The following is a 15,050-nucleotide window of genomic DNA, read 5'->3' as shown; positions in this document are numbered from 1 at the left end:
CTCCGTGGCTCATCTCACACCGATCATTTCGAAACGTGACGTTGCGTCTACTATAGTCGGTGCCGGACGTGTTGGGTCACGGCAGGCCGCCGCATGACCCGTCCGCCGACTCTCCTGGCCGCCTTTTTCTCTCCTCAAGGAGTGACGCCTCATGGCTGAACTGCTCTACCGACTCGGCTTCGGGTCCTCCCAGCGTCCCTGGACCGTGATCAGCAGCTGGCTGGTGGTGCTGGCGCTGGCCGTGGGCGGCTTCCTCGCCTTCGGCGGAACCCTGACCTCCTCCATCACCATCCCGGGCACCCCCACCAGCCAGGTCACCGACCGGCTGACCGAGGAGTTCCCGGAGGCGGCCAACGGCGCCGGCTCCGTGGTGTTCCGCACCGCGGACGGCTCCGAGTTCACCGCCGAGCAGGAACAGCAGATCACCGACCTGATGGCCGAGGTCGGGGACGTCGAGGGGGTCGACTCCACCCTGGACCCCTTCACCACGGAGCAGCAGAAGGCGGACGGGCAGCAGGACCTGGAGGACGGCCGCGCCGAACTCGAGGACGGCCGCCAGCAACTGGAGGACGGCCAGGCCCAGCTGGATGACGCCGTGGCCCAACTGGACGCGGCGCAGACCGAGCTGGACTCCGGTCAGGAACAGCTCGACGCCGGCCAGGCCCAGTTGGACGAGGCACGCACCCAGGCCGAGGCGGCCGGCGCCCCGGCCGCGACGATGGCCCAGCTCCAGCAACAGCAGGCCGCCCTGGACGCCCAGCAGGAACAACTGGACGCCGCCCGCGCCCAGCTCGACGAGGGCCGGGGCGAGATCGAGACGAACCAGGCCACCCTGGACGAGTCCGCCCAGGAGCTGGCGAACGGCGAGACCGAACTGGCCCAGGGCGAGCAGATGCTCACCCTCACCCAGGACTACCGGACCGTGTCCGAGGACGGCACGGCCGCCGTCGGGACCGTGTCCTTCACCCTCCCGGGGATGGAGGTGGACCAGGCCGTCAAGGACGAGGTCGTCTCCGCCCTGACCGAGGCGGACATCGCCGGCGTCGAGGTGCTGCCCGCCAACGACCTCTCCCAGGCCATCCCCCAGATCGTCGGGCCGGCCGAGGTCGTCGGCCTGGTCATCGCCGGCATCGTGCTGTTCATCATGCTCGGCACCCTCGTGGCCGCAGGCCTGCCGATCCTGACCGCCCTGATCGGTGTGGCCATCGGCGCCGCCGGCACGCTGGCGTTCTCCGGGATGGTCGACATGCTGTCCGTGACGCCGGTGCTGGGGCTGATGCTCGGCCTGGCCGTGGGCATCGACTACGCCCTGTTCATCATCAACCGCCACCGGCGCCAGCTCAAGGACGGTGTCCCGCTGCACGAGTCCATCGGCCTGGCCACGGGCACCTCCGGCAACGCCGTGGTGTTCGCGGGCCTGACCGTCGTCATCGCCCTCGTCGCGCTCAATGTCACGGGCATTCCGTTCCTGGGCCTGATGGGCACCGTGGGCGCCGTCTGCGTGGCCCTGGCCGTGTTGATCGCCATCACCATGATCCCGGCCCTCCTGGGCCTGGCGAAGTTCCGGGTGCTCTCCACGAAGGAGCGGGCCGCCGCCGACGCGGCGACGGCCGCGGCCACCAGTTCCGGCAAGCACGCCGCGGCTGCGGAGCACTCCGCCCCCACTGGCCGGGCACCCCGGCCGATGTCCACGGTGCGCGCGGTCCTCACCGCCGTCGGATCCGTCCTGCTGCTGGCCGTCATCGCCATCCCGTTCTTCTCCATGCGCCTCGGCCTGCCGGACGGCGCCTCGGAGCCGCCGGAGTCGGCCAGTTACCAGGCCTACGAGACCCTGGGCACCAAGTTCGGCGAAGGCCGCAACGGCCCCCTCGTGGTCACCGCTGACCTGCCGGAGGGTCTGACGGACTCCGAGATCGTGGACGAGCAGCTGGCCGTCGCGCAGCAGCTCCAGGGCATCGAGCACGTGACCTCCGTGGTCCCGGCCGCCGTGTCCGAGGACAACGGCATGGCGATGTTCCAGGTCATCCCGGAGGGCGGCCCGAACGCCGTCTCCACCGAGGAACTGGTGCACACGCTGCGCGCCACGGAGCCGGAGTCAGAGTCCACCCACCTGGCCGTGGCCGGCACCACCAGCGGATTCGTGGACGTGGCGGAGAAGCTCGCCGACGCGCTGCCGCTGTACCTGGGCGTCGTCGTCGGGCTGTCCCTGATCATCATGATCGTGGTGTTCCGCTCGCTGTTGGTGCCGCTGATCGCCACCGGCGGGTTCATCCTCTCCGCCTTCGCCGCGATGGGTGGCGTGGTGGCCATCTACCAGTGGGGCTGGCTGGCCTCGGTCTTCCAGGTCCACAACCCGGCCCCGATCCTGGCCTTCCTGCCGACGATCATGGTGGGCGTGCTGTTCGGCCTGGCGATGGACTATCAGCTGTTCATCTCCACCGGCATGCGTGAGGCCTACGCCCACGGCTCATCGGCCCGCGTGGCGGTGCAGCAGGGGCTGAAGGCGGGCCGTTCCGTGGTCATCGCCGCGGCCATCATCATGATCAGCGTGTTCGGCGGCTTCGTGTTCTCCGAGTCCGCCATGATCCGGCCGATCGGCTTCGGCCTGGCGTTCGGCGTGCTCGTGGACGCCTTCGTGGTCCGGCTGCTGCTGATCCCGGCCCTGATGCACCTGTTCGGCGACGCCGCCTGGTGGCTGCCGAAGTGGCTGGACCGGATCCTGCCGAACGTGGACGTCGAGGGTGCCTCGCTGGAGCGCAGCCACGGCTACTCGGATCCGGAGCTGGCCGGCGCTGAGGGAGCTGATGATGGCGGGGCAGGCGGGCCCGGCGGATCCGGCGACGGCGGAGACGGCCGGGGCCGCGACGATGACCCGGCACTGACCCGGGCCTGACACCGCATCACCACCGCAGTAGGGCGGGGCGCATCACGGATGTGCCCCGCCCTGCTGCGTAGGCTGTGGGCTATGACAGAGTCGCCCCAGCCAGCTGCACCGTTCGTCCCGGGTCCCGGGGAATCCGTGGTCGTCTATCTCGAGCCCGACGCCGGCCCGGCCGGCGTCGGCGTGAAGCTCCGCGTGGACGATCCCCGCCGACCGGCCATCCTGGTCACCGACCAGGGCTTGACTCGAGGGGACGGCGTGTTCGAGACCATGACCGCGGTGGCGGCTGAGGGCGCCGGCCCAGGCTCAGGCTCACCATTGCGGGTCCGCAAGGAGGACTCCCACCTGGCACGGCTGGCCACCTCGGCCCAGGCCCTGGAGATTCCCCTTCCGCCGGCCGCCGATTGGCAGCGGGCCGCCGCGGCGGGGCTGGAGGCGTTCGCCGCCGGCAACCCCGGCGTCGACGCCGTGGTGAAGCTGGTGGCCACCCGGGGTCCGGAAGGGGCACCCGGCGGAGGGCACTACGTCAGGGCTGAGGCCGGCGTCGAGCGCCTGACCGGGACGTATTGGGTGCTCGTCTCCCCCGTGTCCCCAGGGCTGGTCGCAGCCCGTGAGCGCGGACTGAAGGTGCTGCTGCTGGACCGCGGTGTGGACTCCGGGGTGGCGGAGCGCGCGCCGTGGCTGCTGATGGGCACCAAGTCGCTGAGCTATGCCGTGAACATGGCCGCTCTGCGTTACGCCGCGTCCCAGGGGGCGGACGACGTCATCTTCACGTCGTCAGACGGCCAGGTACTGGAGGGGCCCACCTCGACCGTGCTGATGGCCCGGCGGATCCCGCAGCAGGACGGCAGCACCGGGATCGAGCTGGTCACGCCCCTGCGCAGCTCCGGGATCCTGCCCGGCACCTCCCAGGGCACCATCTTCGCCGCCGCCCAGGCCGCCGGCTGGCAGCTGGGCTACGGGCCGCTGGAGCCTTCGGACCTGGTGGATGCCGATGGGGTCTGGCTGGTGTCCTCCGTGCGCCTGGTCGCCCCCGTGACCCACCTGGACGGCGAAGAAATCCCGCAGGACGCCGAGCTCACCGAGCTGCTGAACGGCTTCCTGGCCGAGGACCGGGAACCCGGCGAGCACGGACCGTGACCCCTACGCCCACACGAGGTTGAAGGCCCCGGTGGCCACGGACAGGCCCACGGCAAGCGCGGACAGCCCGAGGCCTCCCAGAACCACCCAGGCGTCCACCGCGCCGAACCGCGACTCCCGCGCCCAGGTACGGTCGCCGGTTCCGAAGCCCCGGGCCTCCATCGTGATGGCGAGCTTGGTGGCCCGGCGGATGGCCTGCACCATGAGCCCGAAGACCTGACCGAGCCAAGAGCCCAGTCGGCGCAGCGGATTGCCTCCCGTCCCGACGCCACGGGCGCGCCGGGCCTGGCCGAGGGTCCGCCATTCCTCCGTCAGCACGCCCAGCAACCGGAAGGCCGCCAGCGAGCCGAGCACGAAGCGGGCGGGCAGTCGCAGCCGTTGGGACAGGGCGTCGGCCAGGTCGGTGGGGTCCGTGGTGATGAAGACCATCACGCCCGGCAGCGCCACCGCGAGGATGCGCAACCCGGTGGCCAGCCCGGCCAGGACCGAGCCCTCGGAGATGCTCACCGGCCCCGCCTCGAACAACAGGGCCCCGGAGTCCTCCCCGACCAGCGCGGTCCCCCATGCGGACACCAGCGCGGCCGCCACCAGCACCCAGGCCCGGCGGAAGAATTCTCCGACCCGGATCCCGGACAACGGCAAGAGGGCCACGGCGGCCACCAGCACGATCCCGGAGGACACCCAGTCCATCGTCGCCACCAGCACCGCCGTCACCGGCAGCAGCGCCGCGAGCTTGGCCAGGGGGTTGGCACGCTCGAAGACCGAGCCGGCCTCCGGGCGGGACGGAGCAGTCCGTGCGGCACTCGCAGACCGGGCGGAGGTGGTTCCGGCGCGCGGCGAGATCGGCAGGGTCATGATCGCGCCCCTGACTCCCCTGAGTTCACCGGATTCACCGGATTCACCGGCACCGCGGCCACCGCGGCCAGCTCGATCGTCCGGGCATCGAGCGCCGCCGCGAAGTCGGCGTCGTGGGTCACGGCCAGCACCGAGCGGCCCTCGGCCACCAGTCCGCGCAGCAAGCCCGTGAGCACGGCCCACGTGTTGGCGTCCTGGCCGAAGGTCGGCTCGTCGAGGAACACCATCTCGGGCCCGGCCGCCAACACCGTGGCCACGGACAGCCGCCGCTTCTCCCCGCCGGAGAGCGTGAACGGGTTGACCTCGGCCAGCGATTCCAGGTTCAGCGCCGTCAGCAGACCGTCCGCCCGCTGGGCGGCCTCCTCATCGGTGAACAGCCGTTGCCCGCTCTCGGGGTCGCGGGCATGGCGGGGCCCGAACAGCAACTCGTCCCGCACGGTGGTGGCGACGAACTGGTGCTCGGGCTCCTGGAAGACGGTGCCGATCCGGCTGACCAGGTCAGCGGCCTTCCACCGGTACGGGTCGTCCGGCAGGTGGCCGGCCCGCTCCCCCTTGAGCGCGGCGCCCGCCGTCAGCGTGCCCGCGTGGGAGGGGATCAGGCCGGCCAGGGTCAGCAGCAGCGTGGACTTCCCGCTGCCGTTGGCCCCGGTCACGACGACGGCCTCGCCGGCCCCCAGCTCCAGGTCCAGGTCCGCCTGGACCGGCGTCGGGGTCGGGCCGAAGCGCCGGCGCCATCCAGGTGTCACGGGTTCCCGGGAGACGGCCAGGCCACGGGCGGTCAACAGTGTCCCGGAGGGGGCCGCCGTCGGGCTGTGTGCGGACGTGGAGGTGGGGGTCATCGGTGCCGGAACGCGGCCGGGCACCCAGACGCCCGCCGCGGCCAGCTCGTCCCGGACGCGGCCCGGGGCCAGGAGTTCGCCCGGGGAGCCGTCGTGGCTGATCCCGCCGCCGGGCTCCAGGACGAGCATGCGGTCTACATGGTCGGCCCAGATCGCCAACCGGTGCTCGACGACGAGCAGCGTCGCCCCGCTCCGCTCGACCACGGCGAGCACGGCGTCGCGGACCTCCAGCACCCCGGTCGGATCCAGGTTGGCGGTCGGCTCGTCCAAGAGGATCAACGGCGGGCGCATCGCCAGGATCCCGGCCAGGGCGAGGCGCTGTTTCTGCCCGCCGGAGAGTCGCGAGGTGTCCCGGGTCAAGCAGATGCCCTGGTCTTCGCCCAGTCCCACGGCGTCCAGGGCGTCCCGGACGCGGCCCCAGATCTGCTCCCTGGGCACCTGCAGGTTCTCGGCGCCGAACGCGGCATCATCGCCGACGCGGGACAGGATCACCTGCGTCTCGGGGTCCTGCTGCACCAGCCCGGCGTGGCCGCGCAGCTGGCGGGACACGGCGCCGTCCACCTGCAGGGACCCGGTCTCCTCGGACTCGTCCGCGGGGTCCAGCACCCCGGCGAGGGCGTAGAGCAGGGTGGATTTGCCGGCGCCGGAGGGCCCGGCCAGCAGGACCTTCTGCCCGGCCGGCACCTCCAGGTCCAGCCCCGCGACGGCGGGAACCGGCCGGCCGGCGTGGCGCCAGCCCCAGCCCGCCGCGGTGATGCGTGCTCCCGGCACCGCTCAGGCCACCGGCTCCTGGTGGGCACGGCGGGAGGCCAGGGCGGACAGGGCGCCCGTGGCCGCGAGCCCGCGCGTGGCCAGCCAGGACAGCAGGCCGGCGATCACCACCCCGGACACGCCCACCAGTCCCACGTAGATCAGCTTCCAGTCCAGCGTGTACTCGGGGAACCAGTTGAAGATGAACGCGTCATTGATGCCGCCGAAGAGGCCGGTGAGCAGGCCGGCGAGCAGGGCTACCGGCAGCGTGAAGCGGCGGTAGAGGAAGGCCAGCAGGATCAGTTCGGCGCCGAGGCCCTGGATCACGCCGGAGGCCAGCACGGTCAGGCCGAACTGGGAGCCGAGCAACGCGGAGACGGTCGCTGCGACCAGTTCGGTGAACAGCGCGGCACCGGGCCTGCGGATGATGAGCCCGCCGAGCACGGCCGGGAAGAGCCACATCCCGGCCACCAGGGCGGAGGACGGCGGGAAGGCCGCGAAGGCGGGGCTCAGTCCGGCATAGGCCAGGTTCCACGCCCAGAAGATGACGCCGGAGGCCACCGCGATGACGGCGGCCACGACGATGTCCACCACCCGCCAGGAGCGCCGGTTCGGGGCGCTGCGGGACGCCTGCCCGGCGCCGGTAGTTCCGGTTCCGGTTCCGGTGCCTGCGGACGGCGCGTGGCCGGCGTCGGGCCCGGGGGTGGAGCCGGAGTGGTGCGGGGTGTTGCCGGTCTTCATAGAGACCATGTGGTGTTCCTCCTCAAGGATGCAAGGAGGGGGACGGAACGGTACGCCACGGACACCCGCACGCGGATGCTGCCGGACGGTTCCTGACGTTCCATCAGAGAACTCGACTTCCTTCGCCGGTGCTAGCCGGAGCAGGTTCGAGGGTCTGCGCTGAGCGCACTCTCAGCACCCGAAGGTGCTCCCCTGTCGTTCACAGTGTCCGTCCATCATAGTCCACCCGGGGCGCGTCTGGGCCGGTGAACCGTTAGGCTGACTCTGAACGCGCAATGACCACCGTCAACGTCCTGGAGGAACCCGTGAACACCCTCGTGGAAAAGCTCATCGCCACCGGAATCACCATCGGCGGTGGCATCATCGGCACCAAGGTCGTGGAGTTCGCCTGGAGGAAGATCACCGGCCATGACGCTCCGAAGGACCTGGACGACACCGAGGCCAACATGTGGAGCGCCATCACCTTCGCCACCATCTCCGCGGGCATCTCCGCCATCATCCGCGTCTCATCCAAGCGCGGCGCGAACTCCGCCGTGAAGGCCATCCAGTCCCGCTCGAAGAGCAAGGCCGGAACCGCCGAGGTCTGAGGTCCGACGCCGGCCGGACTCGGACCGGTTCAGCTCACCGGCGGCGACGGTCGCGCCAAGCGAGAGATGCCCGGACTCAGCCGGCCCAGCGGGGCGGGTTCAGTCGCGGCCCTGCTGGTCGGTCGGGTCGTCCTTCGGGACGGTCCGCTGGTCGTGGGCCGTGGCGGCTGGCTTGCCCGCGTCGTCCTGACGGGCGACCACGTCCGCGAGTTCGTCCACGTAGTGGAATTCCGGCTTGAGGTGCTTGGTGCGGTAGCCCGCCCGGCCCACGAGGTGGGCGGAGACCGGCGCGGTGAGCATCTGCAGCACCCACGCCAGCACCAGTATCGGCACCCACACCCACGCCCGCCAGGCGAAGGCCAGGGCCATCAGCATCAGCAGCAGCCCGAGCACCTGGGGCTTCGTGCCGGCGTGCATGCGGGAGAGCTGGTCCGGGAACCGGAACAGGCCGATCCCGGCCACGGTGGACATCAGGGCACCGAGGACCAACAGCACGGCGGCGATGCCGTCGGAGATCTGGATCCAGTCCAGGTCAGGCACGTTCACTGGGCTCCTTCCTGGCCTCGGCCACGAACCGGGACAGCGTCACCGATCCCACGAATCCGATCACGGAGGCCACCACCACGAACACGATGTTGTCCGTGTGGTGGTTCACGGCCATCTCCACGCACAGCGCGGACGAGATGACGATCAGCAGCACATCCGTGGCGATGGCCCGATCCAGGATCGAGGGCCCGCGGACGATCCGGTAGATCGCCGCCAGGGCGCCCACGCCCAACAGCACCAGGCAGATGATCCCCGCCCCTTCCAGCATCGTCATCCGAGCCTCCTCCCCGCCGTGGCGTCGGCGCGACGCGCCTCGTCCTCCCGCACCAGGGCCAGGTCCGCCTTGGTGCCGATCGCCCGGACGATCGCGGCCTCGGTGCTCAGGGCCTGGGCCCGGAAGGCCTCGACCGCCTCCGCGTTGTCCACGTTCAGGCAGTGCAGGTACAGGGTGGAGCTGGGCCGGTCCACGTCGATGACGAGGGAGCCGGGCACCAGGGCCAGCGCATGGCCGGTGAGCGTGACGATCAAGTCATCGTGGCTGCGCAGCGGGACCGCCACCACGGAGTTGACGATCTTGGGCCCCTGCGTGATCGCGTCCCAGGCCACCGAGATGGAGGCAGTCACCACGTGCCACAGGAACCGTAACGTGAAGACCAGGGCATACCAGAGATTGAATCGGTCCGAGAAGTTCACCCGCGGCAGCCGGTAGAAGCTCAACGTCAGCATCGAGAACACGACGCCGGCCAGCAGCACCCCCGGCGAGAAGTCCTGCCAGAGGGCGCCCCACGTGAGGGTCAGCCCCAGGAGGATCGGCCATTGGCTCCAGAAGGAGCGGCCGCCGTCCTGGTCGTCCGAACCGGTGCTCATGGCTGCCCCCCTTCCGTGCTGTCGCCGACATCATGCCCCTCGGAATCCCCGGGGATGGAATCCAGCACGCCTGGCCCACCGTTGTCCTGGTCCGGGACATGGATGCCCCGTTCCTCCAGTCCACCCAGGTCCCGCTCCGCCTGGGCGGCGGCCTCCGGGCCGAGGACCGCCTCGATATAGGGCGTGCGCAGGAGCATGTCCGTGGCGGCCCGGTCGGAGAACGCGTAGAGCGGTCCGGCGAACACGGTGAAGGCCAGGCCGAAGGCCACGAGCGCGATCGTCGGATAGACCATGCCGCGGGCCGGTCCCTTGGCGATCTTGGTCGGGGTCTTGGTCTGGGTCAGGACCTTGGTACCGGCGTGCGTTGGGGTTGTGGTCTGGGTCTCGACCGCGACAGCCCTGGCGCTCCGGCCGGCGCGCCGGGCCTCGGTCTCCTCCAGTGCCAGGACGAGTTTGGCCGGCGGGTGCTCCACGTCCTCCACCCGGCGCCAGAACGAGCGGGTCCACACGCGGACCATCACCAGCAGGGTCAACAGGGAGGTCACCACGGAGGCGGCCACGAGCGCCCACGCCATGCCGTGATCCGCGCCCACGCCGGCCTGGATCAGTCCGACCTTGGCGAGGAAGCCGGAGAACGGCGGGATGCCGCCCAGGTTCATGGCCGGGATGAAGAACAGGATCGCGATCAGCGGTGAGATCTTCGCCATCCCGCCGAGACGGTCGATGTTGGCGGATCCGGCCCGCTGCTCGATCAGGCCGGTGACGAGGAACAGGCCGGTCTGCACGGTGATGTGGTGCACCACGTAGAACACCGTGGCCCCCAGCCCGAGCACGCTGGCCATGGCCACACCGAAGATCATGAAGCCGATGTGGGAGACGAGCGTGAAGGACAGGACACGCTTGATGTCGTTCTGGGCGAGGGCGCCGAGGATGCCGACGATCATCGTCAGCAGCGCCACCCAGAGCAGCAGTGAGTTCACCCGGTCTCCCGGGAACAGCAGCGTCTCGGTGCGGATGATCGCGTAGACGCCGACCTTGGTGAGCAGGCCCGCGAATACGGCGGTCACGGGCGCAGGGGCGGTCGGGTAGGAGTCGGGCAGCCAGAAGGACAGCGGGAACACGGCGGCCTTGATGCCGAAGCCCACGAGCAGCATCACATGCAGCACCATTTGGACGTCCGGGTCCAGCTCTGCCAGCTTCACGGCCAGGTCGGCCATGTTGATGGTGCCGGTGGCGCCGTAGATCATGGCGATGGCGATCAGGAAGAGCACCGAGGAGATCACCGAGACCACCACGTAGGTCACGCCGGCTCGGACGCGCGGACCGGTGCCTCCCAGGGTCAGCAGCACATATGAGGCCGTCAACAGGATCTCGAACCCGACGTAGAGGTTGAAGAGGTCACCGGCGAGGAAGGCGTTGGACACGCCCGCCACGAGGATCAGGAACGTGGGGTGGAAGATCGAGACCGGCCCGCCCTGGTCCTGGTCCGTGATGCCCTGCGCGGAGGCGTAGATCAGCACCGCGAGCACGATCGCCGAGGACACCACCAGCATCAGGGCGGAGAACCGGTCCACCACCATCGTGATGCCCCACGGGGCCTCCCAGCCGCCGAGGAAGACGGCCACCGCCCCCGTGTCCCACGTGGCGGCCAGCAGCAGGCACTCGAGGAGCAGGGTCAGGGTGATGGTGGTGACGGTGGTGGCGATCTGCGCCTTGGGGCGGCGGACCAGCACGAAGGCCAGGGCTGCGCCGAGGATCGGCAGCAGGACCGCGAGGGGTGCGAGGGAGACGATGTCCAGGTCCATCACTCACCGTCCTTCGGGTCGCGGCCCCGTGGTCGGGACCGGGGGCTGCCGGAGCGTTCGTCCTCATCCGGAAGATGGTCGTCATGTCCGAGCGAGCCGACGGGGTGTTCGCCCTCCTCCGGTTCGTGCCGTGAGCGGCGGCCGCCGCCCGGCAGGTGCCGGTTGGCGTCCGTCTTCACCTTCACCGTGCCGTCTGCACGGTGGCGGACCGCCAGGGCACCGGTGGAGGGGTTGATGGCCGTGGCGTGCTCGTAGTCCGCGTTCGGGTCCTCGTTCTCCTCGATGAACTCCGACGGCTCCTCCAGCAGCTCCGCATCCTCCTCCGCGTCGAAGGAGGACTGCTCGGCGACCTTGACGTCCTCGGTGTCCACCAGGACCTCGTCCCGCCGGCCCAGCTTCCAGGACCGGTAGATCATGCCGAGCATGAAGGCCGTGATGGCGAAGGAGATCACGATCGAGGTCAGGGTCATGGCCTGAGGCAGCGGATCCGTGTAGGCGCTGGGATCCACGCCGTCCTCCACGAGCGGGGCCTGGCCGGGGGCACCGGCCATGGTGAGGATCAGCAGGTTCGTGGCGTTGGTGATCAGGATCATGCCCAGCAGCACGCGGGTCAGGGTCCGCTCCAGCAACAGGTAGATGCTGACGGCATACATCACACCCATGACCAGCAGCAGCACAATGTTCACGCTCATGGCGTCACCGTCCCGGTTCCCGTGGTTCCCGCGGCACCGGTGGACCCGGTGGTGGACGTGGTCGTCGTGCCCGCCGGTGAGCCGGTGGCGGAGGTCGTGGCGGTGCTGGAGGTGGCCGTGCTCGAGGTGGCTGCTGCAAGGCCGGCGCGGGCATCACGGCGGCGCTTCTCGGCCTCCACGAGCGCCGTGCTCTCGACCTCGTGGCGGCGGTCCACCTCCGAGCCGAGGGAGCGCAGGACATCGATGACGAGGCCGACCACCACGAGGTAGACGCCGATGTCGAAGATGGTGGCCGTGACGAACTTGACGTGCCCGAGCACCGGGAGGGTGAACTCGATGATGGCCGACTGGAACACCTGGCCGCCGAAGAACAGCGGGACCATGCCGGTGACGGCGGCCAGGGCGAGTCCCGAGCCCAGCAGCACGCCGGCGGGGATCGGCATGGCCTGCTCGAGCTCGTAGCGGCCACCGGCCAGATAGCGGATGGTCAGGGCGAGGCCGGCGATCAGCCCTCCGGCGAAGCCGCCGCCCGGCGTGTTGTGGCCGGCCAGCAACAGGTAGATGGACAGCAGGATAATCACGTGGAACACGAGCCGGGTGACCACCTCGAAGATGATGGACCGGCGCTCCGGGGCCACGGTGCGGCCCGCCACGAGCCACTGGTCCTCATCCACGATGGCGAACTTGCGCAGAGCGGCCAGCTGCCGGGACTCGGCGGGACCCTTGGGACTGTAACGGCCCACCGACCCGGAGGCCACCTTGTCCAGGTCGCCGGTGCGGCGGTCCCGGTGCTGGATGAAGATCAGCGAGGCCACCCCGGTGGCGGCCGCGGCGAGAACGGTGAGCTCGCCGAACGTGTCCCAGGCACGGATGTCCACCAGCAGCACGTTGACGATGTTGGCGCCGCCACCGTCCTCGTAGGCCAGCCGCGGCATCTCCAGGGAGATCGGGTCGGCGGTCCGGGAGGCCATGACGGTGATGGCCACCCAGATCATCACCAGTCCGAACAGGATGCCGAGCACCGCATGGGCCCAGCGGATGTTGGTGCGGTCCCGGGTGTACCAGCCGGCCGGCAGCACGCGCAGGCCGAGCACCATGGCCACCAGGACGATGGACTCCACCAGCAGCTGCGTCAGAGCCAGGTCCGGGGCACCCTGCAGGGCGAAGATGGCCGCCAGCCCGTAGCCGCACACGGAGACGAGCAGCACCGCCATGAAGCGCTTGCGGGCCCGGATCGCGGCGATGGCGCCGGTGATGATGGCCGCCCCGACGAGGATCTGGGCGACGGAATCGCCCCACGTCCAGTTCGCGGAACTGAAGATGGACGCGGCCATGCCCGCGCCGCCGTCGTGCTCGTGGGGGAACAGCAGCGCCAGCAGGGGTGCGATGAAGGCGACCGCCAGGATGATGAACAGGTAGAAGCTCAGGGAACCGCGCTGGGTGCGGCCGGTGACCCAGACGGCCACGTCATCCAGCCCCCGGAGCGTGGAGCGGTAGAGGCGCTGGGCGTCCACCCAGGAGGGCACGGCCTCCTGGAAGCGGGCCACTGCGTCCCTGATGGCGTACAGGGCTAGACCGAGCAGGACGATGCCCACGGAGATGGCCAGGATCGGCGTGAAGCCGTGCCACAGGGCCAGGTAGGCGGGCTCGACACCGGGCTCGAGCGCCGCCATCGATCCGCCGAAGGCCACGGGCAGGGCGTCCATGACGGTGGGGATGAAGGCGCCGACCACGCAGGCAAGGGCCAGCAGTGCGGACGGGCCGAGGGCGCCGGCCGTGACGGGGCCGTGGAAACGCGTGTCCGCGACGGTCTTCAATTCGCCGTCCGTGCGGAGCTTCTTGGTGGCGAACGCACCCCAGACGAAGCGGGCCGAATAGGCCACCGTCAGGACGGAGCCGAGGGTGACACCGACGAGCGGGGCCCAGGCCCAGACGCTGGCCCAGAGCCCGCCGCCGGAACCGGCCTCGGCCCAGTGCAGCAGTGCTTCGAGGACGGACTCCTTGGCGACGAAGCCGAAGAGCGGCGGGATGCCGGCCATGGAGGCGGCGCAGATGACAGCGGTGGCGGTCAGCCAGGGGTGATTCCGGCCGACCCCGGAGAGCTTGGCCAGATCACGGGTGCCTGCCTCGTGGTCGATGATGCCGACGACCATGAACAGGGGAGCCTTGAAGAGGGCGTGGGCCACCAGCATGGCCAGGCCGGCCATGGCGGCGTCCTGATTGCCGAGCCCGTTGGCGACCATGAGGAAACCGAGCTGGGACACGGTGCCGTAGGCCAGGACCAGTTTGATGTCCGTCTGGCGCAGAGCCCGCCAGCCGCCGACGAGCATGGTCCAGAGGCCCACGCCCAGCACCAGCGCCTGCCACCAGCCGGACTCCGCGAACGCCGGGGCGAGCCGGGCGACGAGATAGACGCCGGCCTTGACCATGGCGGCGGCGTGGAGGTAGGCGGAGACCGGGGTCGGGGCGGCCATGGCTGCCGGGAGCCAGAAGTGGAAGGGTGCCTGCGCGGACTTGGAGAGGGCCCCCACGAGGACGAGCACGATGGCCCACTCCATGAACGCGCCGCCGTAGGGACCGGCCATCAGCTCCTGACCGCGGGCCACGATCTCGGAGAGGCGGTAGGTGCCGGCGGCCTGGCCGAGCATCACCAGTCCGACCAGCATCGCCAGACCACCGAAGGTGGTGACGATCAGGGCCTGGATGGCGGACCGGCGGGCGAAGATGCGGTGGGCGGAGTAGCCGATCAACAGGAACGAGAGGACGGAGGTCAGTTCCCAGAAGGTATAGAGCACCATCAGGTCGTCCGTGGTGACCAGACCGAACATGGCGCCGGCGAAAGCGATCAGCTGGGCGCCGAAGGCCGCATTGCGCGGCTCGTTGATCGTGAAATACCGGGCACAGTACGCGAGCACGAGGGCGCCGACGCCGAGGACGATCAACCCCATGAACGCGGCGAGGGCGTCCATCCGGAAGGACAGGTTGATGCCGAGGTCGGGGATCCACTCGTAGGTCTGGACGAGTCCACCGGGAGCCGCCGCGGGCGGGGAGGCCCCCGAGTTGACGGCCTCCTGCGCCTGGAGGACGGCCGGCAGCTGGAACAGGAGCCAGACGAAACCCGCGGCCGGGACGGCGGCGAGGACATAGAACCCGTTGCGATCCGCGACCCGGAAGACCAAGGGGGCCACGAGTGCCATTGCAAAGAGCGCAATGAGCACAGTCAGCACGGGGCGGCCTCCATCTTCGGGGTGGGGGGTCGGTTACATCCTACCGGGCGCGCGAAGACTCGACTCGCCGATTATTCTCGTGGCGTCAAGGGAATGCAAACAGTTTGTCCAGTGTTTATT

Annotated in this window: 12 protein-coding genes and 1 riboswitch; of the genes, 3 read left to right on the top strand and 9 right to left on the bottom strand. The window is 70.2% G+C overall.

Going from position 1 to position 15,050, the window contains the following annotated elements; translation table 11 throughout:
• The first annotated feature begins 151 nt into the window (after positions 1 to 151).
• Positions 152 to 2,893 (top strand): MMPL family transporter, encoded by a 2,742-nt coding sequence (locus AB0333_RS10680; protein WP_366218663.1) that lies wholly within the window; start codon positions 152 to 154, stop codon positions 2,891 to 2,893.
• 72 nt (positions 2,894 to 2,965) lie between these two features.
• Entirely contained in the window at positions 2,966 to 4,021 is a 1,056-nt protein-coding gene (locus AB0333_RS10675; protein ID WP_366218662.1) for an aminotransferase class IV, read from the top strand.
• A 3-nt stretch (positions 4,022 to 4,024) separates the two neighbouring features.
• On the opposite strand, the gene AB0333_RS10670 is transcribed toward AB0333_RS10675, so the two are convergent.
• Genes AB0333_RS10670 through AB0333_RS10660 form a run of 3 tightly spaced genes read right to left on the bottom strand, consistent with a single transcriptional unit; the run spans position 4,025 to position 7,215 of the window.
• Complete coding sequence (locus AB0333_RS10670; RefSeq protein WP_366218661.1) at positions 4,025 to 4,876, bottom strand: energy-coupling factor transporter transmembrane component T; 852 nt, start codon at positions 4,874 to 4,876, stop codon at positions 4,025 to 4,027.
• On the bottom strand, positions 4,873 to 6,486 hold the full coding sequence (locus AB0333_RS10665) for an ABC transporter ATP-binding protein (protein ID WP_366218660.1): 1,614 nt from the start codon (positions 6,484 to 6,486) through the stop codon (positions 4,873 to 4,875). The genes AB0333_RS10670 and AB0333_RS10665 overlap by 4 nt, the downstream gene beginning before the upstream one ends.
• Positions 6,487 to 6,489: 3 nt before the next feature.
• A complete protein-coding gene (locus AB0333_RS10660; RefSeq protein ID WP_366218659.1) occupies positions 6,490 to 7,215 on the bottom strand; it encodes an ECF transporter S component in 726 nt (241 codons plus the stop codon).
• 91 nt (positions 7,216 to 7,306) lie between these two features.
• Positions 7,307 to 7,410, bottom strand: a riboswitch (TPP riboswitch).
• A 71-nt stretch (positions 7,411 to 7,481) separates the two neighbouring features.
• Between AB0333_RS10660 and AB0333_RS10655 the strand changes: the two genes are divergently transcribed.
• The gene (locus AB0333_RS10655) at positions 7,482 to 7,793 is read left to right on the top strand and encodes a DUF4235 domain-containing protein (RefSeq protein ID WP_236557947.1); all 312 of its coding nucleotides are present in this window, start codon (positions 7,482 to 7,484) and stop codon (positions 7,791 to 7,793) included.
• A gap of 99 nt (positions 7,794 to 7,892) precedes the next feature.
• On the opposite strand, the gene mnhG is transcribed toward AB0333_RS10655, so the two are convergent.
• From mnhG to AB0333_RS10625, 6 genes are read right to left on the bottom strand one after another with little or no spacing between them, the layout of a single operon-like run.
• Positions 7,893 to 8,333, bottom strand: a complete 441-nt coding sequence (mnhG, locus tag AB0333_RS10650) for a monovalent cation/H(+) antiporter subunit G (RefSeq protein ID WP_256375977.1) — start codon at positions 8,331 to 8,333, stop codon at positions 7,893 to 7,895.
• Complete coding sequence (locus AB0333_RS10645; RefSeq protein WP_366218658.1) at positions 8,326 to 8,613, bottom strand: monovalent cation/H+ antiporter complex subunit F; 288 nt, start codon at positions 8,611 to 8,613, stop codon at positions 8,326 to 8,328. Before AB0333_RS10645 ends, mnhG begins: the two co-directional genes overlap by 8 nt.
• Positions 8,610 to 9,206 carry a Na+/H+ antiporter subunit E gene (locus AB0333_RS10640; protein WP_366218657.1) on the bottom strand — a complete coding sequence of 199 codons (597 nt, stop codon included), beginning with the start codon at positions 9,204 to 9,206 and terminating at the stop codon, positions 8,610 to 8,612. Before AB0333_RS10640 ends, AB0333_RS10645 begins: the two co-directional genes overlap by 4 nt.
• The gene (locus AB0333_RS10635) at positions 9,203 to 11,011 is read right to left on the bottom strand and encodes a Na+/H+ antiporter subunit D (protein WP_366218656.1); all 1,809 of its coding nucleotides are present in this window, start codon (positions 11,009 to 11,011) and stop codon (positions 9,203 to 9,205) included. Before AB0333_RS10635 ends, AB0333_RS10640 begins: the two co-directional genes overlap by 4 nt.
• Complete coding sequence (locus AB0333_RS10630; protein ID WP_366218655.1) at positions 11,011 to 11,703, bottom strand: Na(+)/H(+) antiporter subunit C; 693 nt, start codon at positions 11,701 to 11,703, stop codon at positions 11,011 to 11,013. The genes AB0333_RS10635 and AB0333_RS10630 overlap by 1 nt, the downstream gene beginning before the upstream one ends.
• The gene (locus tag AB0333_RS10625) at positions 11,700 to 14,930 is read right to left on the bottom strand and encodes a Na+/H+ antiporter subunit A (protein ID WP_366218654.1); all 3,231 of its coding nucleotides are present in this window, start codon (positions 14,928 to 14,930) and stop codon (positions 11,700 to 11,702) included. Before AB0333_RS10625 ends, AB0333_RS10630 begins: the two co-directional genes overlap by 4 nt.
• Between the last annotated feature and the right edge of the window lie 120 nt (positions 14,931 to 15,050).

The organism is Citricoccus sp. NPDC079358 (genome assembly GCF_040702545.1).
Taxonomy (GTDB): Bacteria; Actinomycetota; Actinomycetes; order Actinomycetales; family Micrococcaceae; genus Citricoccus.
The sequence above is the reverse complement of the archived record's forward strand: the minus strand, read 5'-3'. Positions and strand labels throughout refer to the sequence as shown.

What these genes read in the sequence shown, in the direction of transcription:
- AB0333_RS10680 (WP_366218663.1), top strand. Translation starts at nt 152, where the DNA reads ATGGCTGAACTGCTCTACCGACTCGGCTTCGGGTCCTCCCAGCGTCCC.
- AB0333_RS10675 (WP_366218662.1), top strand. Translation starts at nt 2,966, where the DNA reads ATGACAGAGTCGCCCCAGCCAGCTGCACCGTTCGTCCCGGGTCCCGGG.
- AB0333_RS10670 (WP_366218661.1), bottom strand. Translation starts at nt 4,876, where the DNA reads ATGACCCTGCCGATCTCGCCGCGCGCCGGAACCACCTCCGCCCGGTCT.
- AB0333_RS10660 (WP_366218659.1), bottom strand. Translation starts at nt 7,215, where the DNA reads ATGGTCTCTATGAAGACCGGCAACACCCCGCACCACTCCGGCTCCACC.
- AB0333_RS10655 (WP_236557947.1), top strand. Translation starts at nt 7,482, where the DNA reads ATGACCACCGTCAACGTCCTGGAGGAACCCGTGAACACCCTCGTGGAA.
- AB0333_RS10645 (WP_366218658.1), bottom strand. Translation starts at nt 8,613, where the DNA reads ATGACGATGCTGGAAGGGGCGGGGATCATCTGCCTGGTGCTGTTGGGC.
- AB0333_RS10640 (WP_366218657.1), bottom strand. Translation starts at nt 9,206, where the DNA reads ATGAGCACCGGTTCGGACGACCAGGACGGCGGCCGCTCCTTCTGGAGC.
- AB0333_RS10635 (WP_366218656.1), bottom strand. Translation starts at nt 11,011, where the DNA reads ATGGACCTGGACATCGTCTCCCTCGCACCCCTCGCGGTCCTGCTGCCG.
- AB0333_RS10630 (WP_366218655.1), bottom strand. Translation starts at nt 11,703, where the DNA reads ATGAGCGTGAACATTGTGCTGCTGCTGGTCATGGGTGTGATGTATGCC.